At 43.8% G+C, this 23378-nt stretch carries 25 protein-coding genes and 2 pseudogenes; 22 read left to right on the forward strand and 5 right to left on the reverse strand.

The genetic code is table 11. From position 1 onward, the window contains the following. Window positions 1-32: 32 nt before the first annotated feature. On the reverse strand, window positions 33-608 hold the full coding sequence (gene rsxA, locus KKZ03_RS16635) for an electron transport complex subunit RsxA (protein ID WP_243217910.1): 576 nt from the start codon (window positions 606-608) through the stop codon (window positions 33-35). A gap of 355 nt (window positions 609-963) precedes the next feature. Here rsxA and nifL point away from each other — a divergent pair, with 355 nt between their 5' ends. From nifL to KKZ03_RS16650, 3 genes are all read left to right on the forward strand, one after another. Further along, window positions 964-2592 (forward strand): nitrogen fixation negative regulator NifL, encoded by a 1629-nt coding sequence (nifL, locus tag KKZ03_RS16640; RefSeq protein ID WP_243217911.1) that lies wholly within the window; start codon window positions 964-966, stop codon window positions 2590-2592. Next, window positions 2585-4129: a nif-specific transcriptional activator NifA gene (gene nifA, locus KKZ03_RS16645; protein WP_243217912.1), complete on the forward strand. Its 1545-nt coding sequence runs from the start codon at window positions 2585-2587 to the stop codon at window positions 4127-4129. The genes nifL and nifA overlap by 8 nt, the downstream gene beginning before the upstream one ends. 100 nt (window positions 4130-4229) lie before the next feature. Further along, window positions 4230-4490: a hypothetical protein gene (locus tag KKZ03_RS16650; protein WP_243217913.1), complete on the forward strand. Its 261-nt coding sequence runs from the start codon at window positions 4230-4232 to the stop codon at window positions 4488-4490. A gap of 583 nt (window positions 4491-5073) precedes the next feature. Here the strand turns inward: KKZ03_RS16650 and KKZ03_RS16655 are convergent. Together KKZ03_RS16655 and KKZ03_RS16660 are read right to left on the reverse strand one after the other, a co-directional pair. After that, a complete protein-coding gene (locus KKZ03_RS16655; protein ID WP_243217914.1) occupies window positions 5074-6669 on the reverse strand; it encodes a SagB/ThcOx family dehydrogenase in 1596 nt (531 codons plus the stop codon). Window positions 6670-6797: 128 nt separating this feature from the next. After that, entirely contained in the window at window positions 6798-7061 is a 264-nt protein-coding gene (locus tag KKZ03_RS16660; RefSeq protein WP_243217915.1) for a nitrogen fixation protein NifZ, read from the reverse strand. Window positions 7062-7263: 202 nt separating this feature from the next. Between KKZ03_RS16660 and KKZ03_RS16665 the strand changes: the two genes are divergently transcribed. The 18 genes and pseudogenes from KKZ03_RS16665 (at window position 7264) to KKZ03_RS16750 (ending at window position 19988) form a co-directional block, all read left to right on the forward strand. Continuing rightward, complete coding sequence (locus KKZ03_RS16665) at window positions 7264-7617, forward strand: iron-sulfur cluster assembly accessory protein (RefSeq protein ID WP_243217916.1); 354 nt, start codon at window positions 7264-7266, stop codon at window positions 7615-7617. A gap of 115 nt (window positions 7618-7732) precedes the next feature. Next, window positions 7733-8638 carry a Fe-S cluster assembly protein NifU gene (nifU, locus tag KKZ03_RS16670; protein ID WP_243217917.1) on the forward strand — a complete coding sequence of 302 codons (906 nt, stop codon included), beginning with the start codon at window positions 7733-7735 and terminating at the stop codon, window positions 8636-8638. Further along, window positions 8635-9846: a cysteine desulfurase NifS gene (gene nifS / locus KKZ03_RS16675; protein ID WP_243217918.1), complete on the forward strand. Its 1212-nt coding sequence runs from the start codon at window positions 8635-8637 to the stop codon at window positions 9844-9846. Before nifU ends, nifS begins: the two co-directional genes overlap by 4 nt. A gap of 53 nt (window positions 9847-9899) precedes the next feature. Next, window positions 9900-11024, forward strand: coding sequence for a homocitrate synthase (gene nifV, locus KKZ03_RS16680; RefSeq protein ID WP_243217919.1), 1125 nt, complete (start codon window positions 9900-9902; stop codon window positions 11022-11024). 14 nt (window positions 11025-11038) lie between these two features. Continuing rightward, on the forward strand, window positions 11039-11188 hold the full coding sequence (locus KKZ03_RS16685) for a hypothetical protein (RefSeq protein WP_243217920.1): 150 nt from the start codon (window positions 11039-11041) through the stop codon (window positions 11186-11188). Between the two features lie 281 nt (window positions 11189-11469). Further along, complete coding sequence (cysE, locus tag KKZ03_RS16690; protein ID WP_243217921.1) at window positions 11470-12264, forward strand: serine O-acetyltransferase; 795 nt, start codon at window positions 11470-11472, stop codon at window positions 12262-12264. Next, a complete protein-coding gene (locus tag KKZ03_RS16695) occupies window positions 12265-12768 on the forward strand; it encodes a hypothetical protein (protein WP_243217922.1) in 504 nt (167 codons plus the stop codon). It begins immediately after the preceding gene. A gap of 205 nt (window positions 12769-12973) precedes the next feature. Then, complete coding sequence (gene nifW / locus KKZ03_RS16700) at window positions 12974-13288, forward strand: nitrogenase-stabilizing/protective protein NifW (RefSeq protein ID WP_243217923.1); 315 nt, start codon at window positions 12974-12976, stop codon at window positions 13286-13288. Further along, window positions 13285-13764 carry a nitrogen fixation protein NifZ gene (locus tag KKZ03_RS16705; RefSeq protein ID WP_243217924.1) on the forward strand — a complete coding sequence of 160 codons (480 nt, stop codon included), beginning with the start codon at window positions 13285-13287 and terminating at the stop codon, window positions 13762-13764. The genes nifW and KKZ03_RS16705 overlap by 4 nt, the downstream gene beginning before the upstream one ends. A 1-nt stretch (window position 13765) precedes the next feature. Continuing rightward, window positions 13766-14614, forward strand: a complete 849-nt coding sequence (nifM, locus tag KKZ03_RS16710; RefSeq protein ID WP_243217925.1) for a nitrogen fixation protein NifM — start codon at window positions 13766-13768, stop codon at window positions 14612-14614. A 341-nt stretch (window positions 14615-14955) separates the two neighbouring features. After that, window positions 14956-16233 (forward strand): ATP-dependent Clp protease ATP-binding subunit ClpX, encoded by a 1278-nt coding sequence (gene clpX, locus KKZ03_RS16715; protein WP_243217926.1) that lies wholly within the window; start codon window positions 14956-14958, stop codon window positions 16231-16233. 159 nt (window positions 16234-16392) lie between these two features. Beyond that, the gene (gene grxD / locus KKZ03_RS16720) at window positions 16393-17007 is read left to right on the forward strand and encodes a Grx4 family monothiol glutaredoxin (RefSeq protein WP_243217927.1); all 615 of its coding nucleotides are present in this window, start codon (window positions 16393-16395) and stop codon (window positions 17005-17007) included. 63 nt (window positions 17008-17070) lie between these two features. Further along, window positions 17071-17604, forward strand: coding sequence for a flavodoxin (locus tag KKZ03_RS16725; RefSeq protein WP_243217928.1), 534 nt, complete (start codon window positions 17071-17073; stop codon window positions 17602-17604). Between the two features lie 74 nt (window positions 17605-17678). Further along, on the forward strand, window positions 17679-18044 hold the full coding sequence (locus KKZ03_RS16730; protein ID WP_243217929.1) for a Rieske 2Fe-2S domain-containing protein: 366 nt from the start codon (window positions 17679-17681) through the stop codon (window positions 18042-18044). Window positions 18045-18054: 10 nt separating this feature from the next. Next, window positions 18055-18492 (forward strand): SoxR reducing system RseC family protein, encoded by a 438-nt coding sequence (locus KKZ03_RS16735; protein ID WP_243217930.1) that lies wholly within the window; start codon window positions 18055-18057, stop codon window positions 18490-18492. Window positions 18493-18692: 200 nt separating this feature from the next. Beyond that, window positions 18693-18869: a transposase gene (locus KKZ03_RS16740; protein ID WP_243217931.1), complete on the forward strand. Its 177-nt coding sequence runs from the start codon at window positions 18693-18695 to the stop codon at window positions 18867-18869. Window positions 18870-19163: 294 nt separating this feature from the next. After that, window positions 19164-19535, forward strand: a pseudogene (locus KKZ03_RS16745) (transposase); the annotation flags it as partial. Between the two features lie 198 nt (window positions 19536-19733). Beyond that, window positions 19734-19988 (forward strand): hypothetical protein, encoded by a 255-nt coding sequence (locus KKZ03_RS16750; protein WP_243217932.1) that lies wholly within the window; start codon window positions 19734-19736, stop codon window positions 19986-19988. Between the two features lie 133 nt (window positions 19989-20121). Here the strand turns inward: KKZ03_RS16750 and KKZ03_RS16755 are convergent, their stop codons facing one another. Beyond that, entirely contained in the window at window positions 20122-21018 is an 897-nt protein-coding gene (locus KKZ03_RS16755) for a nucleotidyl transferase AbiEii/AbiGii toxin family protein (RefSeq protein WP_243217933.1), read from the reverse strand. A 61-nt stretch (window positions 21019-21079) separates the two neighbouring features. Between KKZ03_RS16755 and KKZ03_RS16760 the strand changes: the two are divergent. Beyond that, window positions 21080-22605, forward strand: a pseudogene (locus tag KKZ03_RS16760) (IS3 family transposase). A gap of 26 nt (window positions 22606-22631) precedes the next feature. On the opposite strand, the gene abiEi reads toward KKZ03_RS16760, so the two are convergent. Further along, window positions 22632-23237 (reverse strand): type IV toxin-antitoxin system AbiEi family antitoxin, encoded by a 606-nt coding sequence (gene abiEi / locus KKZ03_RS16765; protein ID WP_243217934.1) that lies wholly within the window; start codon window positions 23235-23237, stop codon window positions 22632-22634. Between the last annotated feature and the right edge of the window lie 141 nt (window positions 23238-23378).

Below are 23378 nucleotides of genomic sequence, written 5' to 3' on the forward strand. Positions count from 1 at the left end.
TTTCCTGCGAAGGATATATTCATTCCCGGATATCACCCGAGACCGGCAAACCCCATAAATGCCAGCGATAAAATACCGGCGGTGATAAACGCAATCGGTGTCCCGGCAAATAACACCGGAACTGCCATCAAGGCCAAACGCTCACGTAAACCTGCAAACAGCACCATGACCAAGGTAAAGCCCAATGCGGAACCAAAACCAAAAATCATGCTTTGCATAAAACCGTATTGTTCCTGCACATTTAATAATGCTACCCCCAACACGGCGCAATTAGTGGTAATCAACGGCAAGAAAATACCCAGTATTTGATACAGAACCGGACTGGTTTTATGCACGACCATTTCGGTGAACTGCACCACCGCAGCAATCACCAGAATAAAGGCGAGTATGCGCAAAAACTGGATATTAAATGGCGCGAGCACAAAATGCTCCAGTATCCAGCTGGTCATAGCCGCCAAGGTCAGCACAAACGTTGTTGCCAGTCCCATGCTTAATGCGGCATCCAGTTTTTTTGACACGCCCATAAACGGGCATAATCCCAAAAACTTTACCAGAACCACGTTATTGACTAAAGCCGTGCCTAATAAAAGCAAAAGATATTCACTCACTGTTTTTTCCACGCGGTTGAGCTGTATACCAGCATTTATAATTTCTTGAAGCATCAATTATGCCAAGGTAAAATTAACCGGTGATTGCCAGCTTGGCGCGCAGATATTGTGCAATCGGTACAATATCAGTGCAATAAAACTGTGATAAGTCCAACATACCCGTACCGATAAAAATAATTATGTCGCAAATCCTACAAAAATAGTTATGCTTATCGCTATACTCTTTTTAGCTGCTGCTAATCGACAGCAGTTATAGGTAGGGCGAATGACAACAATGCAAAATGCTATTATCAACAAAGGCATGATTTTTGCTTTCTATAATTTATAGTCACTCTCCAGCACTAATCATAAATCTATGAAAAAGAAGTCATTACAATATTTACGGATGCATACCAATATGGAACGTGTTATTGATGAGCTGGCACCTAATTTTCTGGATGAGGCCTATAGTAATTGCGACGATGACAAAGTCCCTTATGGCTTGTTTATTGAAGCAGTTGAACAAGCGCCCATTGCCATTTCTATTACTGATAAAAAATCCAACATACTTTACGTTAATGAAGAATTTTCCAGAGTCACCGGTTACCAATCGGCTGATATTCTCGGGGAAAACGAATCATTGCTATCAGATAAATCGACACCCAGAGCCCTGTATTACGATTTATGGCATACCATCAGATCCAAGAAAATATGGCATGGAACGTTATGTAACCGACATAAATCCGGTCATCGCTATCTCGCTGACTTAACCATAGCCCCAATGCTAAACGAATGGGGGACAATTACTCACTACATAGGCATGCACCGGGATATTACCCAGTCTTATGAATCTGAAAAAAAAATCATTAATCACAAATTATTGATTGAATCGGTGATTAATTCATCCCCTATAGCCATGGTGGTTATTGATGATCAGGATCGGGTAATTTTGGATAATCACATGTATAAAACATTGGTCACCGATCTGGCTAAAGGTGAACCGGCAACTTGTTTTTTGCAATTGCTGCGTGATGAAATGGGCGACTTATGGCAACAAATACAAAGTAATGAGCAGGGCTTTAATAACCGTGAATTCAGGATAGAAGGCAAAGGGAGTCGCAAGGCTCACTGGTTTTCCTGTGCCGGCAACTGGTTTATGGAAAATTCGGTTAATGCCGATGCCTTTTTTGAGAACACGTCAAAACAGTATCTGATACTGACAATAACGGATATCACCCGGCAACGCCAACAGCTCGAAGATCTCCATCTGCAGACCTTAAAAACCCTTATGTCAGAGGATGAACGTGTGCGTAGCATCAGGGAAACATTGCTGGGTGCGATGCATCAAATTCAAATGCCTATGAACCAAATCAAGGCCGCCGAGCAGATTTTAAAGCATAAAAAAGAGATTCAACATATAGGGCTGTTACAGAGTTTGCAACAGATTCAACAATCCGGTGAAGAAGCCATTGCAACGATGCAAAAATGTATCCCCGAGATTTTGCAAAGTGCTGTTATTCCGGTTAATTTGAATAAAATTTTGCATGAAGTATTATTATTCAGTGACCATCAAATTTTGAGTAAGGGTATCGATGTACATTGGCAACCACTGTCCGAACTGCCTAACATGCTGGGTTCTGAAAATCGCCTGCGCATATTGTTTAAGCAGTTGATAGATAATGCCATTGATGCCATAAGCGCATCTCGCAATGAAGAACAGCGTCTCAAGATTACTACGGATGCTGACGCTGATTTGATTTATGTCTACATTGAAGATAGCGGGCCGGGCATCCCCTTTGAGAAACGCACCAAAGTATTTGAACCTTTTTATACTACCCGTCCCATGGGTGGTAATCAGGCCGGTATGGGACTAGTTATGGCAAAGGAGATTGTCAACCAGCATCAGGGATTTATTGATATCGATGCAACTTATAATCAGGGCTGCCGGCTAAAAATAAGCTTCCCCCTGCACAGACAGGAGTCCCATAGGGAACATAATGTCTGAGCGTACACAACTAATCGAAGCCGAACTGGATACCTTGTACCTTATCAGTCAGGTACTAAACAGCACCGATGATTTGCATGCAAAATTACAAGCCGTTCTGGAGATACTTCATAAAAGATCAGGCATGCGCTCAGGAATGATAACGCTAAAAGAAATAGAAAATAACAGCATGATAGTCAGTGCCGTGCACTCTGACGGGGCCATTAAACTGAATCAACCGGTCAGATACAACCCTGGTGAAGGTTTAATGGGAGCCATACTGGATGAGGGTTGTACTATTGTTGTTGAAAAAGTATCTGAAGAACCGCGTTTTTTAGGTCGCTTGGGATTATATGACCCTGAGTTACCTTTTATAGGCTCACCCATTTATATCAAAGAAGGCGATACCATTGGTATATTGGCCGCCCAACCGGATAACTGTCTTTTCCTGGGTGAACGTGCCCGGTTTATGGAGATGGTAGCCAACCTGATTGCGCAAAGCGTTAAAATGTTGCGCGTGATTGAGCGCCAACAGCTTAACCTGCAAAACGAACGCGATCATCTCAAGCTGGCGTTAATTAAAAATTATCGTTTTGAAAACATTGTTGGCCACTCATCGCCCATGTTAAAAGTATTTGATTTAATCCGCCAGGTTGCAAAATGGAATACTACCGTATTGATTCGAGGCGAATCGGGCACCGGTAAAGAGGTCGTGGCTAATGCCATTCATTTTAATTCGGGTTGTGCCGGTGGCCCCTTTTTAAGACTGAACTGTGCTGCCCTGCCCGATACCTTATTAGAGTCTGAATTGTTTGGTCATGAAAAAGGGGCATTTACCGGTGCGACCAATCTGCGTAAAGGCCGTTTTGAATTAGCCGATAACGGTACTCTGTTCCTTGATGAAATCGGTGATATTTCGGCCTCATTCCAGGCTAAATTGCTACGCGTATTGCAAGAAGGTGAATTTGAGCGAGTCGGTGGAACGCATACGATTAAAGTCAATGTACGCATTATTGCCGCCACCAATCGTAATCTTGAAGAAGAAGTCACCAATGGCAATTTCAGGGAAGATTTGTATTACCGACTTAATGTCATGCCTATCCAAATGCCGGCCTTACGGGATAGACTGGAAGATATCCCTAAATTATCCGAATTTTTGCTCGGTAAAATTTCGCAACAACAAAATGGACGCCCGTTGGAAATTAAGGAAAGCGCTATCAGGATATTAATGAAACACGACTGGCCCGGTAATGTCCGCGAACTGGCAAATTGCCTGGAACGCGCGGCTATCATGAGTTCTAACGGAATTATTGATCGCGATGTGATGGTCAATACGGGTCTTGAAGATGTAGTTGCACAAGCAGGCTTTAGCAGTAAACCGTTAAAGACCCTTACGGTCGATTTTAGCAATGAAAACATGGATGATCGTGAACGTGTGATTGCCGCGCTGGAACAAAGCGGTTGGGTGCAAGCCAAAGCCGCTCGTCTGCTCAATATGACGCCGAGGCAAATCGCTTACCGCATTTTGACTCTGGATATCACCATGAAGCAGATTTAGGCAGATTAAGTTTTCTCACCACGAACGACTGCATTCATGCAGTCGTTCGTGGTGAATAAAAAATATTTAAAGGCTTTTCATCAACCCGTTTGGAGCAATAATGACCATTTTATATGTGCAACACGATTATGCCGTTTTCGGCTTCGGTGAAACCCGGCAAGATGCCATCGTTATGGCAGCGCAATGGCTGAAAAATGAAACCGGCAAAGAAGGCTGTTCTGTTGATTATGCTGAAAGTTTACTGGTAACTTCACCAAAACCCGGACAAATGACGCTCTACGAAACCGATGAAATAATACCACCCGATGCCGAAAACTGGGGCGGGGAAGAACTTTTAGACTGGTATTACGATGTCGCTTGAGGTTGTTGCTGTATTCACCGCCACTTAAATGTGATGTGGCCGCAAAACAACCAGGTTATAAAATGAAAAAATTCTTGTATAAACAGCTTTGTTAGGCAGAAGAGAACTCCCCATAAAAGTGGCCACAGAGTCGCAGATTATAAATAAATTAATCGGTCAATCTGTGGCAGTTTGTTTTTCGCACGTCATTTTAAGAACACACTATTCAGCCCATAAATATAAATCGTGGACACGTATTACTTTTGTATAACATCTCGATCAAACCACCCTTTAGTTTCTTGACCAAAAATCATTACTTTTATATCGGCATGAGCAACTTTCTGTTCATTAATACCCATCTACTTTCCTTATTAATCGTGAGCTATAAACTTTCAGAAATTAAATTTTCAATTCACGTCACTGTAAGTTCACACAGATAACATCCCTTCAATGGATATTATCTGTCGACATTGAATTATTTATCTGAAAATATATAATTTAAAAATATGTAAATATGTAAATATGTAAATATGTAAATATGACCGAGACTATATCAAACACCAAAGAATGACAAACAAATAACGCCTCATCTTAATTTGGTAGCCTATTCTGCCATGCAGCTTAAATGCCCATAAGCAGGTAACGTTTCAATCCGCTTATCTTCGAGCGGCTTACCCACTGTAAAGTGATAAAGACTTTGAAATTGTTCATCCTTGAAGCCTAAAAGTTCATGTACGTTGTCATCAAAGTAACAACCGATTCCGGTACCGCGAATGCCTGCGGCTTCTGCTTCCAGATAAAACACTTGTCCTATCAACCCGCATTCCCAGAACAGACGGCGATAAAGCCAAGGCTTGGTTTCGATGGTTTCGTTAAATTCTGCGACCATTCCCAAGCTAAAAGCGCTGTCACTGGCGATAGGTTGATGACAGGAAAGGTTTTTGGCGGTTAGCCTGAAATCCCCGTAATACAAATGATAAAGCGGAATTGCTTCAGTTACTTTTTGCCAGTCAAAATCAACCAGGGTTGCAGCTTGTAATTTTTCCAGAGCATCACGATCTCTTGGCAGTGCATATAAACCGGGTTCCAAACCGTCAACTCGATGCACAAAAATAAATAAATGTATTTTAGATGGCCAACGCCAGTGATCAAAAGCGGCAGATGCCGGTAACACGGCAGCTAGCATCCGGTAAAAGTCGGTTTGTGGCAAGGGCGACATTTTGCCATCAAACTGTTGGGCACTGCGGCGTTGACGGATAATGGCTGTGGCTTTTTGGTTACCAAATGATTTTATGGTGTGCTTGCGGATGCCTTGCCATTCAGGTTCGACCGTCGGTGGCTTGCTGGTGGCAATGGCGACTTCATCAATGATCGGCCATTTATATAAGTGATAAGCGCGAAGGCTATCGGCTTTACCAAACCAGTCTCCTGATTGTGCGCTTTCCAACAACGCTTCGATGTCTAACGGCATGCTATCTGTATGCGTATTAATCCGGCAAATAAGGTCGGGGGTTTCCTGTTCCAGTGCTATAAAATCGTCGTTTCGATTAAGTCCCAAAAGATTGGCGATGTCATCGTCCGACCATTCAGCTTGCAATTCAACCGACCAGCCCAGCGTCGCTGCCGCGTAACGCAAAGCTCCCAAGGCATGGCCAATATCATGCTGGCAATAGCGAAAAGCTCTTTCCCCATATTTCCAGGCTTCCCGCCAATGGATTGACGACAAGCCGATCAATAGACCGGCATCAGGTAAATCACCTGCAAGCCGGCAACGCTGCTCAAGGCTGTGATCGTGACTGACGTAGTGATAAACCCCTGAGTTAATAAAAGCATTGCCGGTACTGATCAGATAAGCTTCAGTCGGGTGCAGGTTTCCGCTGGAAGGATTACAGCGCAAAGCCCAACGACTGGGCCCGAATTGTTTCCAGGCTGACAGGCCAAAAGCCAGTTCCAGCAATAAACCGACATTAGCCAAATTTACCGGCTTTGATGGTATTGTTTCCGGATTATCCAGATCGGCAAACAACGCTTCAAGTTCTGTCCCCGATTTTGGCAGCGTTACAATCTCACAACCAGAAAAATGCCGGAATTGATCGGGTTGATCGTCCCAGTCAATTGATTCCGGGCCTTTTGCATAGCGCTCCAGGCTATGCTTGGTGCGATTGTGGTAATTTAAAATTGTTTCAGTTTTCTTGATCATAATGCGTTAAGTTTAAGTAGGATCAACTATTATCTATGATTTTATTCTTAACGATACCGGTCGGGTTTGCAACCCCAACCGAAACGTTTAAAGTCTTCAATAGATTTCAAAACATGAAAATTGGATGGTTAATTAATCAGCTTGGGCTCCATCGTCAAATCTTCAACCCAGCAGCCAACCGGACTCCCCAGATTCATGTCTTTATCTTCAAAGCGTACCAGAAAAACGCTACGCGCCTGTTCTTCTTCTACATAACCAATCAGGGTAATTACGCCACGAGTTCCGGCTTCAGCCAATATTTCACCTTCGAGACCATCAGGAATTGAGCCATCATCAATAATGGTATTAGCGGCATAAATGACATCACCAATATCTAAATCTTCTACGTTCATTTTATATCCCCTATTTTGTAGCAAAGCTGACATTGTCAGTTGATTGTGTGATTGAAACCTGTTTGACAAGACGTTGTTTATGATATTGATCAATTATTAAAACAATATTAAAACAACAAGTTAACTAATAATCAACGAAATGGCATACAGGTTGCTATAAGTATTAACAAGAACGATGCCACACATTCAGGAGAGCTTAAAAATGATTACATTAACAGACAAAGCCGTTACCGCTGTTGGCCGCTTTATTGCCGGTTCGGAAACACCTTTGGCAGGTTTACGAATAGAAGTCACTGATGGCGGTTGTTCAGGTTATCAATACGGCTTGAAGCTTGAAGGCAGTCATTCACCGGAAGATACTGTTATTGATTGTGGTGACGTGAAAGTGTTTATTGATCCGGTCAGTCTGCCGATGCTCGACGGTATGTCTATTGATTTTCTGGACAGTATTGAAGGTTCGGGATTTAAGTTTACCAATCCTAATGCGGCTAAAAGTTGCGCTTGTGGGACGTCTTTTAATACCAGTACCGAAGCGACAGGAAAACCCTGTTCTTAAAGCAGGGTGGGCAACGTTTTTTTGCCCACCTTTTATTGCACATATTGCCTTGTGCGGTGGACAGAAAAGCGTTGCCCACCTTACACCTACACCCAGTTAATCCGAGGATAAAGCCATGTGGGACTATTCAGATAAAGTAAAAGAACATTTTTTTAACCCGAAAAATGCAGGTGCGGTCGTTGATGCCAATGCCACCGGCGAAGTCGGTTCAATTAGTTGTGGCGATGCGTTAAGGCTGACCTTGAAGGTTGATGATGATAGCGAAATCATTCTGGAAGCCGGTTTTCAAACCTTTGGTTGTGGTTCAGCGATAGCCTCGTCATCGGTACTGACTGAAATCATTAAAGGCATGACACTGGATGAAGCCGCCAAGGTAACCAACCAGGATATTGCCGATCAACTCGAAGGCTTGCCACCCGAAAAAATGCACTGTTCGGTGATGGGACGGGAAGCACTACAAGCGGCGATAGCGAATTATCGAGGTGAAGTATGGCAAGATGATCATGAAGAAGGTGCCCTGATCTGTAAATGTTTCGCGATTGATGCGGTGATGATTGAAGAAATGGTCTGGGCCAATAAATTGCGTACCGTTGAAGATGTGACCAATTTTACCAAAGCAGGCGGTGGCTGTGCCTCTTGTCATGAAGACATTGAAGCCATTCTGGAAAAAGTGCTGGCCGAAAAAGGCGAAAAATTCGACCCGACTGCCACACCGATAGAAGCCATTACAAAAATTGCCGCCGTTAAAGCACCGCTAACCAATTTACAACGCATTAAAAAAATTGAGCAGGTTTTAGAATCGTTAAGACCGGCATTAATGGCAGACGGTGGAGATGTAGAGTTGGTTGAGGTTATTGGTAATACCGCTTATGTCAACATGACCGGTGCCTGTAACGGTTGCCAAATGGCAGCAATGACCATTGCCGGGATACAACAACGCTTGATGGAAGTCATGGGCGAGTTTATTAAAGTCGTACCGGCTTCGGAAATGAAAAAATTAGTCAATATTGAGGTGGCATGATGAAAGATATTTACCTGGATAACAATGCTACCACCAAGGTTGATCCCGCCGTTGTCGATATGATGATTCCTTATTTTTTGGAGCAATACGGCAATCCGTCTTCCATCCATAAATTTGCTGACGGTGTGGCGAAAGGCCTTAAGCACGCCCGCCAACAAGTTCAGGCACTGATCGGTTGCGAGCATGACTCTGAAATAATTTTTACTTCTTGCGGTACTGAATCCAACTCCACAGCCATTTTGTCTGCGATTAAAGCCCAGCCCAACAAGAAAGAAATCATTACCACGATGGTGGAACATCCGGCCATTTTAAGCGTCTGTGACATGCTTGAAAAAGAGGGTTATACCATTCACAGAATGCCGGTTGATAAAGCCGGCCGCCTGAACTTAAATGCTTACAAGAATTTATTATCCGACAACGTCGCCATTGTCTCGGTGATGTGGGCCAATAATGAAACCGGTACTATTTTCCCGGTCGAAGAAATGGCGGATATGGCTAATGCAGAGGGAGTCATGTTTCATACCGATGCAGTGCAGGCAGTGGGCAAAATTCCCATGAATCTGCAATATACCAAAATTGATATGTTGTCATTATCGGGACACAAGTTACATGCTCCCAAAGGCATCGGTGTTTTGTACCTGCGTCGTGGTACGCGTTATCGTGCCTTGTTACGCGGCGGCCATCAAGAACGTGGCAGACGGGCAGGAACTGAAAACAGCGCATCAATTGTTGGTTTGGGAAAAGCCTGTGAGTTGGCGCTAGAGTTTATCAAGTATGAAAACACCCAAGTAAAAGCCATGCGTGACCGTCTGGAACGTGGCCTTACTGACCTGATTCCACATTGTTTTATCACTGGTGACATTTATAATCGTTTGCCTAATACCACGGATATCGCTTTTGAATATATCGAAGGTGAATCCATTTTGATGTTACTGAACAAGGCAGGGATCGCTGCATCCAGTGGCTCAGCCTGTACTTCGGGATCGTTGGAACCTTCACATGTGATGCGGGCGATGGATATCCCCTACACCGCCGCACACGGCACCATTCGCTTTTCCTTTTCGCGCTACAACGACATGTCCGAAGTCGATGAAGTGTTGCGAGTGATGCCGGGGATTGTCGCCACGTTGCGTAAATTGTCGCCGTATTGGGATGGTAACGGCCCGGTAGCTGATCCTGAAAAAGCCTTTGCACCGGTTTATGCTTAAGACACAACAACTCGGCAGCAAAATCAAACGCCACAAATTCACAGATTAAACTGATGAAAACACAAACCCGCCAAATTATCATAGATGACACGACGCTTAGGGATGGTGAGCAATCGGCGGGTGTAGCTTTTTCGCTACATGAAAAGTTGGAGATTGCAAACCGGTTGGCGGACTTGGGTGTCCCCGAACTGGAGATTGGCATTCCGGCAATGGGCGCGGTAGAAAGAGATGAAATCAAGGCTATTGCCGCTTTAGGATTGCCTTCAACGCTACTGGTCTGGTCAAGAATGCGGCGTGATGATTTATATGCCTGTTTAGGTTTGAATGTGCACAAGGTTGATTTATCCATTTCGGCTTCCGACCAGCATATCCACCATAAGCTTAAACAAAGTCGACCATGGGTTTTAAACACCATTAACAGTTGTGTGCAGGAAGCGAGAAGTCTGGGCTTGGACGTGTGTGTCGGGATGGAAGATGCTTCCCGGGCAGACGTGGATTTTTTAATCCGTATGGTTGAAACTGCGCAACAGGCCGGGGCGAGTAGAATCCGTTTTGCCGATACAGTCGGTATTATGGAACCGTTTGGCGTTTTTGAAACAATCAAAAAGTTACGGGCGGCAACGGATCTTGAAATTGAAATGCATGCTCATGACGATCTGGGGCTTGCTACCGCCAATACGCTGGCAGCGGCTTTGGCTGGCGCAACCCATGTTAATACCACGGTTAACGGACTGGGTGAACGTGCCGGCAATGCGGCTTTAGAAGAGGTTGTCGTCGGCTTGACACAATTGTATGGCTTTAAAACCGGCATATCGTTACAGAATTTCCCCTTGCTGTCCGAGCAGGTTGCGCGAGCATCGGGAGATGCCATAGGCAGCCGAAAAAGCCTGATTGGAAAAAATGTATTCAGTCATGAAGCCGGTATTCATGTTGATGGACTATTAAAAGACCCCAATAATTATCAAGGTGTAGATCCTGCCATTGTCGGGCGCTGTCATCAATTGGTGCTGGGTAAACATTCCGGTACCCAAGGTGTTATTCATGCTTATAAGCAAATAGGCATAGCAGTAACGCGGTTACAGGCACAAAAATTGTTGACTGTAATCAGGCTTTTTGTCAGTAACACGAAAAAATCACCAAAAACCGAAGACTTAAATCTTTTTCATCAAAATTTGTAAAAGGACACTTTATCATGAATGAACAGGCTGAGCTAGAGTCATGCGAACCGGAAGTAAAAGAAACGGTAGAAATACCGGTTCAAGATGATGATCGATATCCGGGTTCCTTTTTTAGAATACCAGGGCGACCAACCTTGGGAAAAAGCAGTTGGAGCTTAAGTTAATATGCTTGGCTTAGATGTGTGGTGATTTAAGTTCCCTCTCTTGTTGGAGATGGCTGAGGTGACGACTGCACGGATGCAGGAGGTAGAGCAATGCAGGAGCAATTGCCGAGGAGAGTAAAATCAAGCAGTTACATTCCCCTCACCCAACCCTCTCGGCAACTGCTCCTGCGTTGCTCTACTTGCCTACATCCATGTAGGCATCCCTTTGGAGAGCGCTTGAATCGACATTGCATACAACATCATCGGCACACTTACCGGGAGCTTTGAAAATGGTTATGGTCATGCCAAATAATATTAAAAGCCGGACAGAAACACCTCAGGGTTTTCTTGCCCAATGGCATGAAGATGTCTACTGTGTTTTTGGCCGGGATCCGGCGGCACACAGTGTCTGGGAAATATTATTGACCTATTCCGGTGTTCATGCAGTATTAGTACACCGAATCAGTCACCGTTTATGGAAAGCCAACTGGAAATTGACCGCCAGAATTTTGGCAGCAATGGCCAGAATACTGACAAATGTTGAAATTCATCCAGGCGCGACCATCGGACGACGTTTATTTATCGACCACGCCTTGGGCGTAGTGATCGGTGAGACAACCGAAATTGGTAATGATGTGACTTTATATCATGGCGTAACCTTGGGTGGTACGACCTGGAACAAGGAAAAACGCCATCCAACACTGGGCAATAACGTATTGGTGGGTTCGGGAGCCAAAATTCTTGGCGCCATTACCTTGGGCAATAACGTTCGGGTTGGTGCCAATTCAGTGGTTGTTAAAGATGTTCCACCTTGCTGTACGGTAGTGGGTATTCCGGGACGTATCATTCAAAGTAAAGGCACGCAAATACAAAGCCTACAGGGTATTGACCTGAATCATCATCTCATTCCGGACCCGGTAGGAAAGGCAATTTCTTGTCTGATTGAACGGCTTGATGAACTGGAAGCCAGACAAAACCAGTTCAATAAAATAACTAGTGACGAAAACTGTGATAACTGTGAAGCAGAAAGTGTGTGTATTCCCAAGAAAGAGAGTAGAGAAACGATTAATCGCGTCTCTACCAGAGCGAGGATTTAAATGGATCTGTTGGATTTTGAAGCACAAGGTTTGTATTTTGAAGAACCGGATATAGCAGGCGTTAAAGAAATGATAACGGCTGCCGCAGAAAATTATGCATCAGGTGACGCCGAACTACCGTTATTAAAAGCGTATTTTCTGGCACCTGAATCGTTGAACGTATTGATTGCCTTAAACCGTTTTTATTATTACCAACATCGCTTGGAAGAGGCGTTACAGGCAACCCTTAAAGCCTTGGCAGTTATCAGGGCTTTGCTGGATTTTCCTGAGGACTGGCGTAATTTACACACCGGTCATATTCAATATACTCCGGCAGAATTATTAACCCAAGTCAGATTGTATTTGTTTACCTTGAAAGCCATTGGTTTTTTAAATATGCGCCTGGATAATCTGGCGCTAAGTCAGCAGATTTTTGAGAAGCTGGTGGGCTTGGATGACAAGGATCGAATCGGCGCAAAGGGCTTGCTGGAGTTGGTTGTTAAACGACAAGATGAAGTCGTGTAGCTTGGGTTATGACATGAATGCAAAAACCATGGGCCTGACCCAACACAGAAAAGATTTTATTACCGGAGCAAGATTATGTTGAAAGATAAAAATGCTTTATTAAAGGGAATAGTGAGCCTGGCTGTATTTATCATTCTGGTAATTTACCTGCTGACTCAGGATGTCTCTTTAGTCGGGCCTATTTAATGATAACCGGAGAAACCTCATGAATTTTGAAGAAGAAATAGAAGAACTGGAGTCCGCAGAAGACTTCTTGCAATACTTTACACTGGACTACGAACCAAGTGTGGTGCATGTCAATCGCTTACATATTCTGCAACGCTTTCATGATTACTTACAAAAAGCCGGCACTGACATGCCTGAAAATGAGTCGGCAAAGCGGGCTGTCTACAGTAAATTATTACTGCGGGCTTATCAGGATTTTGTTGAGTCCGATGCGCAAACAGAAAAAGTGTTTAAGGTGTTTTCCATGGGCCAAGCACAAACTGCCTTCGTTGCTCTGGGTGATATAAAAACATGAATCCCGAGCGTTTCGACGAAGGTCGGTTTGAATTTGGTGAAGCGGTTCGGGTCACCAGAAACATCCGTAATGACGGTACCTATCCGGGAATGGATGTTGGTAACTTATTGGTTCGCCGAGGCAGTGCCGGCAATATCCTTAATGTGGGCACTTTTTTACAAGATCAGGTTATTTATACCGTCCATTTCCTGGCTGTTGACCGAATGGTGGGTTGTCGACTGGAAGAGCTGATCGGTGCAGATGAACCTTGGAACCCCAGTCGCTTTGAATTTAGGGACCGGGTTGTTTGTAATATTGATTTAGGCATGCAAGGTAATATCCTGTTTGAAAAAGGTACTGAAGGCGAAGTCTTCAAGGTACTCAGAGACAGTAAACAGATTCAATATCATGTTGCCTTTCAGGGCAGAACCTTGCAAGTGCCTGAATCGGCGCTGGCGCCCGCACACCCTGAATCATTTAATGAGCCAGAGGTTTGATATGAACCCGTTCAAACAGACTATCCATAACTATCCTTATGCTTTGTTAAGAGCGGCTCTGACGCTATTTAAAAAAACACCGGATGAGTTACCAACCGCTGAATTAAGACAGGCAGAAATTCAGGCTCTCAATGAGGTTAAAATTGAAAGCCGAATTCTTAATACGCAAGAAGCTGCAGCCGTTATTATTTCCGCTCAGGAATTACAGGATGCTTATCAGGAAATCCGCGGTCGTTATACTGATGATGAGTCATTTTTTAGTGATCTGAAAAAAAACCAGCTCAGCAAGGATAGTCTGGAAGCGGCGCTTTATCGTCAGTGCAGGGTTAATGTGGTGTTGGAATTTATAGCGTCACGTGCACCCGATATCAGCGAAGTAGAGATAGGCATTTATTACCATTTACATAGCGAACAATTTAATCGTCCCGAACGGCGTGAAGCTTGTCATATATTGATCAGTATTAATCCTGACTACCGCGAAAATACCCGTGTAACGGCTTTTTCCAGAATGCAGGAAATCAGCGAGAAATTACAAAAGAAACCCCATAAGTTTGCTGACCTGGCCTTAAAACATTCTGAATGTCCGACTGCGCTGCAAGGCGGTTTTTTGGGATTAGTACCCCGTGGCAAGCTGTATCCGGAATTGGATACGGTACTTTTTAGTATAAAAGTCGGTGAAGTCAGCGACATTGTCGAATCGGAAATCGGTTTTCATCTTGTTTTATGCCGACAAATACAAAAAGCAGAAACGTTGTCATTACAAAAAGCGACACCCAAAATACGTGAAATAATGCGTGATCGTTTGCGGCGAACTTGTCAGCGCGAATGGTTGGCCGGTTTATCTGACTGACGTTACGCACGCTCGGTGAGCCATGAAAGCCATGGAAAGAAGATTGTCCACGAAAACCAAAAGTAGGCACTTTTAGGCGGCACAAAGGACACGAAAACAGGCAAAATAGAGCAATAAGTTACATTCTTACAGGAATCCACTTGTTGGTATGGATAGCTTGATTGATTGATTGAGCTACATTATTCCTTGTAAGACTGCCCTGTGTGCTCACATTAATTCAGGACTATATAACCTGTGACAGCTCTTTTGATTTTTTTTCGTGCTTTTCGTGCTTTTCGTGGACAAAAAAATTTTTACCATAAATAACATCAGTTAGCCAAAGTAACCTTAAGGAATTATCCATGAGCGATAAAGAAATTAAACACTGTTCCTTTTGCGGCATAGCTCAATCACCTACGGTACCTTTGATTGCAGGTAGCGATGGCACTATTTGTGGCGATTGCGTTTTGCTGGCCAGTCAGGTTGTCAGCAATTGGAGCAGGAAAAAAGAGCTTTCTGAAATGCAGGGCCCGTTACCTATCCCGGCAAAGATAAAGGCGCATCTTGATCAATATATTATTGGTCAGGATCTGGCTAAAGAAATTCTATCTGTTGCTGTTTATAACCATTACAAACGGCTCAAACATGAAGGTGGCAACGCAGGACTGGGTGAATTTGATAAAGATGTTGAAATCGGCAAAGCCAATATTCTGTTGATAGGCCCATCCGGTACCGGTAAAACCTTATTAGCCAGCACGCTGGCTAAAATTGTCGGCGTCCCTTTTGTCATCGCTGATGCGACAACGCTAACCCAGGCCGGCTATGTAGGCGACGATGTAGAAAATATTCTGGTCAGATTATTGGATGTCGCAGAAGGCAATATGGCCAATGCAGAATGGGGTATTGTCTATCTGGATGAAATTGACAAAATTGCCCGCAGTCCAGAACAACAAACCGGAACGCGTGATGTTTCCGGTGAAGGTGTCCAACAAGCATTACTGCGTTTGGTTGAAGGTTCGCATGTTAAGGTTTCCGGAAAAGGTCAACGCAACAAAGACAGTGAAATGACCATTGATACGCGTAATATTCTGTTTATTGCCGGCGGTTCCTTTCCGGGCCTGGAGAAATATGTAGAAAAACGCTTGGTGCCTACCAATTCTGCCATCGGTTTTCATGCTGAAGTGAACGACCCGTCTGATAAACCGGCACTTGAAGCCTTGCTTAATGCCACACAACCCAGTGATTTACGTAAATTTGGTTTGATTCCTGAATTTATTGGTCGTTTCCCGGTATTGGCACCGTTGGAACCTTTGGATATAGATTCATTGATCAGGATTTTAACCGAACCTAAAAATGCGCTGGTTCGTCAATATCAACAATTATTTGCCTACGATGGTGTAGAGCTAAAGTTTGAACCCGATGCCCTGGTTGAAATCGCCAAAAAAGCCATAGAACGTGAAACAGGCGCCCGAGGCTTACGAAGCATTTTGGAACAGATACTCAGAAGAACCATGTTTGATATTCCTTCCTGTGACGATATTGAGCAATGCCTAGTTGATGCCGAAGTCGTTAGAGGAGAAGGTGAAATCAGATTGATTAAAAAAGCTGAAATCAAACTCAGGCAACAGGCGGGAACATAAGAACTATAACCAATGCCGGTCTGGGCTTGTAACCGCGACCGGAACGTTTAAAGACTTTAATCGCCTTAAAAACGCTGGCAACCGGGTTGCAAACCTAGTCATACTTGGCTTCGTGGTCATTATTTAACTCTTTACATTAGACAATAAAACGGGAATATCATGAAAACCGAAGACAAAATCCGCCATCAACTGGCAACCAACCCTGTCATTTTATATATGAAAGGCGTGCCTGATAATCCGCAATGTGGATTTTCCGCCAAATCGGTAGGTATTTTAAATGCAACCAATTTTCCTTACGCTTATGTGAATGTGCTGGAAGCTCCTTTCATCCGTGAAAAGTTGCCGAGTATTTCACACTGGCCAACTTATCCGCAACTGTTCATTAACGGCGAACTGGTCGGCGGTTGCGACATTATTGAGGAAATGTCTAACGATGGTAGTTTGTTATCCCTGTTAACAACAGCTGCACCAAAGACAGTAGAAGCCGAAAAAGAGGGCCTATCCATTAGTGCTATTGAACAACTGGTGCAATCAGGCATTCCTGATGCAAAAGTTCTGGTCGAAGGCGAAGGCTGTGATTTATTGATTACTGTGGTTAGCGAACAATTTACTGACCTGGCTTTGGTTAAAAAACAGCAAGCGGTTATGGTAACGTTGAAAGAGCCGCTGGCTTCAGGAAAACTCCACGCCGTCAGCGTAAAAGCTTATACCCCCAACGAATGGCAGGAAAAACAGATAAACAAGGAAGCCGGACTGCTACAAATAAAACTTTAATAACCTATTAACCTGCCCTGAAATTAAAACATCAGGCGTCCATTTTATGTAAGTGAGGAAGTCATGGCTAAAGTAGGCGTTTTTTTTGGGACTGATACCGGTAATACCCGACGTATTGCCAAAGATATTGCAACGGTATTGGGTTCGGCAGTTGCTGCCAAACCGGTAAATATACGCAATGCCAAGGTAACTGATTTGTTGGCGTTTGATATCTTGATTTTAGGTACCCCGACTTATGGCGAAGGCTTGTTACCGGGATTGTCAACCGGCAACGCGACTGAAAGTTGGGAGGAGTTTTTGCCAACACTGACAGGGCAAGATTTTAGCGGTAAAAAAGTGGCTATTTACGGGCTGGGTAATCAAAAAAGTTATCCCGCTGAATTCGTTGATGCGATATTTTATCTATACGAACAGTTTAAACAATGTGGTGCCACCATTATTGGTGAATGGACGACAGACAGTTATAAATTTCAGTCCTCCAAGGCTGTAATTAATGGCCACTTTGTAGGTTTGGCCTTGGATCAGGAAAATCAGAAAGACCTGACGCCGGACAGATTGGCTGCCTGGTTAGAAATGTTGGCAAAAACTTGGGATTAATATCTTAAGGTTCAAGGTAAAGATTATCCCAGATAATCAAAGGGTTATAATCAATTATGAAAGCAGGAGTAGCTATGGCAAACGACAATAAAAAACCGGCTTGCACTCGTCTTGAACTACAGGAAACCAACTTTTTAATTCGTCACGTCAACTATAAAAAACAGCCTGTTTCAGTCATAATTTTCGTTTTTGAAGCATCGACTTACGCATACATCAATAATTGTATGCACATGCACAGGCCTTTAAATTGTCAACAGGATGCTATCTTTGATGAAACCGGAAAATATCTGCGTTGCTCCATGCACGGCTTTGTCTTTGATCCAAAAACCGGTGAGTGCCAAAGTCCGGTTTGTTTTGGACAATGCTTGCAGGCACTACGACTGGAAGAAATTGATGACACACTTTTTTTTGCCGAAAAGCATCTGACACTTAACGATTAATGGAGTAGTTATGATTGAAGAATTAGCGGTCGTGGTAAAAATAGAAAATCACCAGGTCTGGGTCGAAAGCGGACAAAATAATGCTTGCGGTGGTTGCCAACAAAAAGCATCTTGTACAACCAACGCCATTGGCAGCGTTCTTAAAAAAAAATCAGTGCCGGTAGATTGCAACATTCAACTAAAAACCGGTGATGAAGTTATGGTGGCCATTGATGAAAACCTGTTACTACGTGCATCTTTACTTTTATATCTAACGCCTTTAATCGCCCTGTTTACCGGTGCCGGTATTGCCGATTGGATGCTGCCGGATAATGACCGATATGCAGACTTGTGGATTGCGTGTAGCGCCCTGCTCTGCTTTGTTCTATCGCTGTGGCTGATCAATAAAGCCCAAAGCCTGTTGATACTGAACTATTACGCTCGACCTGTTGTTGTCAGGAAAATTTAAAAAGTCGTGCCTAACTCGGTTATATTAATATGGCTATAGCTTATCTTTTTACCTGTCCTTATCAATCAAATCCTGTTTTGCAATACCTTCGCCAATTGGCATGAGTAATTTATAGATGTCGGAGGAAGGAGAAAGGTCAGAGAAGGTAGAATAGAGCTTCTAACAGAGCATTCGCACCCAAACTGACCATGAATGAAATCATGGCAATACTAAATACCGTAAGTCCACATTTAAAAGCCTGCACGCTAAAGCAGATGACCCTGCTTATTGAAGCCATGCTGTCGATGACGGGACGAGTAACCATGCTGAGTTTGTCGCGTTGGACTGAAAAAGGTGGCAGCTATCGAACGGTACAACGTTTTTTAAAGAAAAAATAGCGTGGTCAGCGTTACGTTGGCAACTCATAAAGCAACATACACAGGAAACTAAAGGTATATGGTTGCTGATTGGGGATGAGGTCATGGTGACCAAATCAGGGAAAGAAACGCATGGCTTAGGGGTTTTTTTTCTTCGATTTATAACAAGCCATTGCCTGGGCTGTGTTTTTTAAACCTGTCCTTGTTATCTGTCGAAACGCGGACGGCTTATCCTTTAATCACCGAATAGCTGGTACGTGGCGATGTTCAAACCAGTGCGCCCAAGGCCGTTAAACCAAAAACTCGAAACCTGGCAGGCCTAAGGGCAGTGTTAACAAAAACCGGAAAGTTGTTAAACTATGGTCTTTTCAACGACAGTTGCAAGCCTGTATTAATGCGGCATTAACGCTGATAGGGTTGAATTTGGGAATCGTCTACTTTGTTTACGATGGCCCACTGGGCAACAATGCTGGCCTACAAGCCGTTATACAAACGGGGCTACACTTTATTTGCAAGCTACGCCATGATTCAACGCTTTACTTGCCCTACTCGGGCAAGTATTCAGGAAAAGGTAAGCCGCGTAAATACGGTGAAAAACTAACACTGGAAACATTAACAGACGCGCATCGGAAATCGGAGGTCGTGGAAAAAGGCATTCAAACGTGTATCTATCAGGTGCACGTTTAGCACAAAAACTTTCCTGAATTGCTCAATGTCGCCATCATTGTAAAGACCAACCTAAAAACAGGACGGATCGCAAAGGTGCTGTTGTTTAGTGATGACCTGACACTGGCCAGTGAAAAATTGCTCAGCTACTACGCTTTGCGGTTTCAAATCGAGTTTAACTTCCGCGATGCCAAGCAATATTGAGGGTTGGAAGATTTTATGAATGTCAAAGAAACGCAAGTCAATAATGCGGCTAACTTCTCCTTGTTCATGGTCACTTTTTCACCGCTTTTATCGGCAAAAATAGAGGGAACCAACAAGGGCAGTATGCTGGATTTAAAAACCATCTTCAGAGCCCGAAAATACACGCAGCGGATTATTAATTCGTTGGACAAAAATGATGACACATTTTTAATCGACGACCGTATCTTCCAAGCCGCAGAAATTGGCAGGATTCATGCAAGAGCGGCTTAAATTTTGGCGAAGGTATTGCATAAGGGATTCTTTTAAAATTAGCTATAAGGATTATGTTCATGTAGCAAGCTATTTTTTTATATTGGATGTGGATCCCGTCCTATTGCTTTTGTTTCATGATTCAAATTAAGCTTTACATCTGAAATCCCGAGACAAGCCTCTCTTCTAATAAAGTATGCCGAATTTGCGAGGATAAGTTATCGATAAGGTTAGCCAGAAAATCCCAAAAGGCTTGCTGATCTGCAGTTTGAGTGACCAATTCGGAAGGTAAAAAACGTCGCATCTCTTTTCTAAACTCTAACGCTACCTTGGGATCTGTTTTGAGTAATGCACAACGCTTATCAAACAGATCCAAAAACTGCTGAGGATCACTTTTATGGTCTGCTAGCTTTACTGGAATTAAGTCCATTTGTGGTTTTACACCTTGTTGATATAACCAGGTTATATCCCATAAATCGCGATTCTTAATTCGATTGGGTCGAAGTGCAAAGGCACAAAGCTTGTCAGTAAAAATTTCTTCCCGGCTTTCAACTTGCAGAATTAAACCACTGGTACCCATCTCAACGCCATGGGGGTTTAATAAAAGCATAGGGCGTGGTTGATAACTTGGAATAGCACACACATCAATATTGATTCTCTGAGCCGGTAGATCTTTACGCCCCGGTCGCATTTGCACCTTCAACTTCCAGGTATCGACGTTGCCTACATCTCGAGTTGGTTCACTCACTGTAATTTCAAGACCGTATTTAGCCATCATTTTCGTTACCAATACGTCTGCCATAGCTGTCAAACTATCCCGATCAAAGTTGACACCTCCCGTGAAATCAAGATCTTCACTGAGTCGATTAGAGCCATAACATGCACGTAAACAAGTACCACCGATAAAGGTGAGTTGAGCCAACATGCCTGATTGACTTAACACCCGCAAAATATCGTGATGTAGCAGTTCTTTCTCGACCACCATACGCAGTGACGCTAACTCTTGCTGATTCTTTAATGCCTCATCGACCAATTGATCAAATAAGTTCACCCCCTGCGTCAGAATAGTTGTCGCCTCAAATTTTAAGAAAAAATAAAATTTGAGATTCAAAATGAAAAAATATAAAAGGTATTCAGTAGGCTTCAGAGAGCAGGCCCTGGTAAAAGTATACAATCGTGGTAATGACCAATCAGTTCAGTCCGTCGCAAACGAATTGAATATCCATTTAACAACCTTGAAGGCTTGGATGAAACAGAAGGAACAGAACGTCAAACCTGCACCCCGGAAATCAAAGCGTCCCGAGGATTGGAGTTCTGAAGAACGTTTTACCGCTTTACAAAAAACCTATAATTTGATCGGTGAAGACTTAAATGCCTGGTGTCGTGAACGCGGCGTTTTTATTCATCAACTGGAGCAGTGGAAAACAGATTTTTGTAGCCAGGGTGACTCAGTAGGCAAACGTGAAGAAGCGCGGATTTTACGTACATTGAAAGAAGAAAACCAAACTCTTGAGCGCGAATTATTACGTAAAGACAAGGCCTTGGCAGAGGCCGCAGCGCTGTTGGTGCTGCAAAAAAAGTTCCGTGCGCTCTTGGGGGGAGAGGTCGAATGACTCCCCACGAAGAGCGCAAGCAAGTGATTGTTTTACTGAATGAATCGGTAACAGCGGGGGCTCGCAAAGCTAAAGCCTGTGAGGTGCTGGGCCTGAGCGAACGGACCTTGCAACGCTGGCAGACCGGTGAGACGATTCACTGCGATCAACGCCCTTTGCGTGACTATCAACCGCCACACAAACTAACAGCAATCGAGCGCACCGAGGTGCTGACACTCGCCAATTCAGATGAATTTGGTCATCTGCCACCGAGTCAGATCGTGCCACGACTGGCCGACCAAGGCAGCTATCTGGCGTCTGAGTCGACCTTCTATCGCATCCTGCGCGAGGAAAAACAGCTTACCCATCGGCGTAGCGAACGGCCAGTTCAAATACGCACCAAGCCGCGCGCGGTCTGTGCTACAGCACCTAATCAACTGTACAGTTGGGACATTACTTATCTGCCATCACTGATCCGTGGACAGTTTTTCTATCTGTATCTATTTGTTGATATTTTCAGCCGAAAGATCGTCGGTTGGCAGGTATATGAAGAAGAAAACAGCGCCTTGGCTGGCGAATTGTTACGTGATCTTTGTCATCGTGAAGGTATACAGGCAGAACAGCTTATCCTGCATTCTGACAACGGCAGCCCAATGAAGGGATCGACTATGCTGGCGACCTTGCAACAGCTTGGTGTCATGCCTTCGTTTAGTCGGCCATCGGTTAGCAACGATAATCCGTACTCAGAATCGCTGTTTAAGACCTTGAAATATCGTCCTAACTATCCGCTAAAGCCGTTCGCCGATGTTACGGAAGCGCGTCAGTGGGTCACAAGCTTAGTGGAATGGTACAACCATGAGCATCGTCACAGCGCTATCCGCTTTGTTACACCAGCACAACGTCATGAAGGCTTGGACGACAAGCTTCTGGATAACCGTAAAGCCGTCTACAAAGCAGCACGTGCTAAACATCCGCAACGCTGGACTGGAAGCTCCCGTAATTGGGGAAAAATCCAGACAGTCCACCTTAACCCAGACAAGGCCTAAACAAAAAAATGCTATCAAGGAAGTGATTATTCAGAAAACAAACCAGAGTAAGATTTAACCGTCGATGCGACAACTACATTGACAATTACCGGTTCATTGGCAACACTCCAATCTATCAAGTCTGTACTACGATGGGTTGCCCGCATATCACGCAAGGCTTGGGGTACCTTAGCACGCCAAAGCTTGCAGCGGGTGTCATAATATATTTGATCAACGAGTTCCTGAGGCTTTTGACAGGTATGAACAAACTCAATCGAGCCCCACCGACCACAAGAAATTACACTACTCCGTCCTGATGACATAACGGTAATTCGATTGATCGGTATTTGAGAAATAACGCCCGAATCACTAAGTACAGTTTCCAGACTAATATAATTTAAATAATCTGCACGTAATCTTGCTGCAGCATGAAACAATAAAAGTCCGCTAATGGGTGCGACTTTATCAAAAAGATAGAGCCCTCGGCATAATCTAATCAAGTGACATTGCTTGGCGGCACGGCTTAAAAGCGTATTAAAAGCCGATTCCGTCAGATCAGGCAAAATAGCCCTCAAGTCATCAGGAGTAAAAAGATAATGCTCTGGACCGGCTAACTGAGCCAAGCTTTGCATTAAACGCCGTATAGGTTGCATTGATTTCTACTCATCACTAAATGTCACTTAGTGTAATTTAGTGATGAGTTATTTTCAATGTTTTTGATTTCCATCACCTTGGTACTAACGCTATTCATGTGATATTAAAAGGTGTATGTGACTCATGAGACGAATTGTGTG

Origin of the sequence: Methylobacter sp. S3L5C, assembly GCF_022788635.1 — a bacterium.
GTDB lineage: Bacteria > Pseudomonadota > Gammaproteobacteria > Methylococcales > Methylomonadaceae > Methylobacter_C.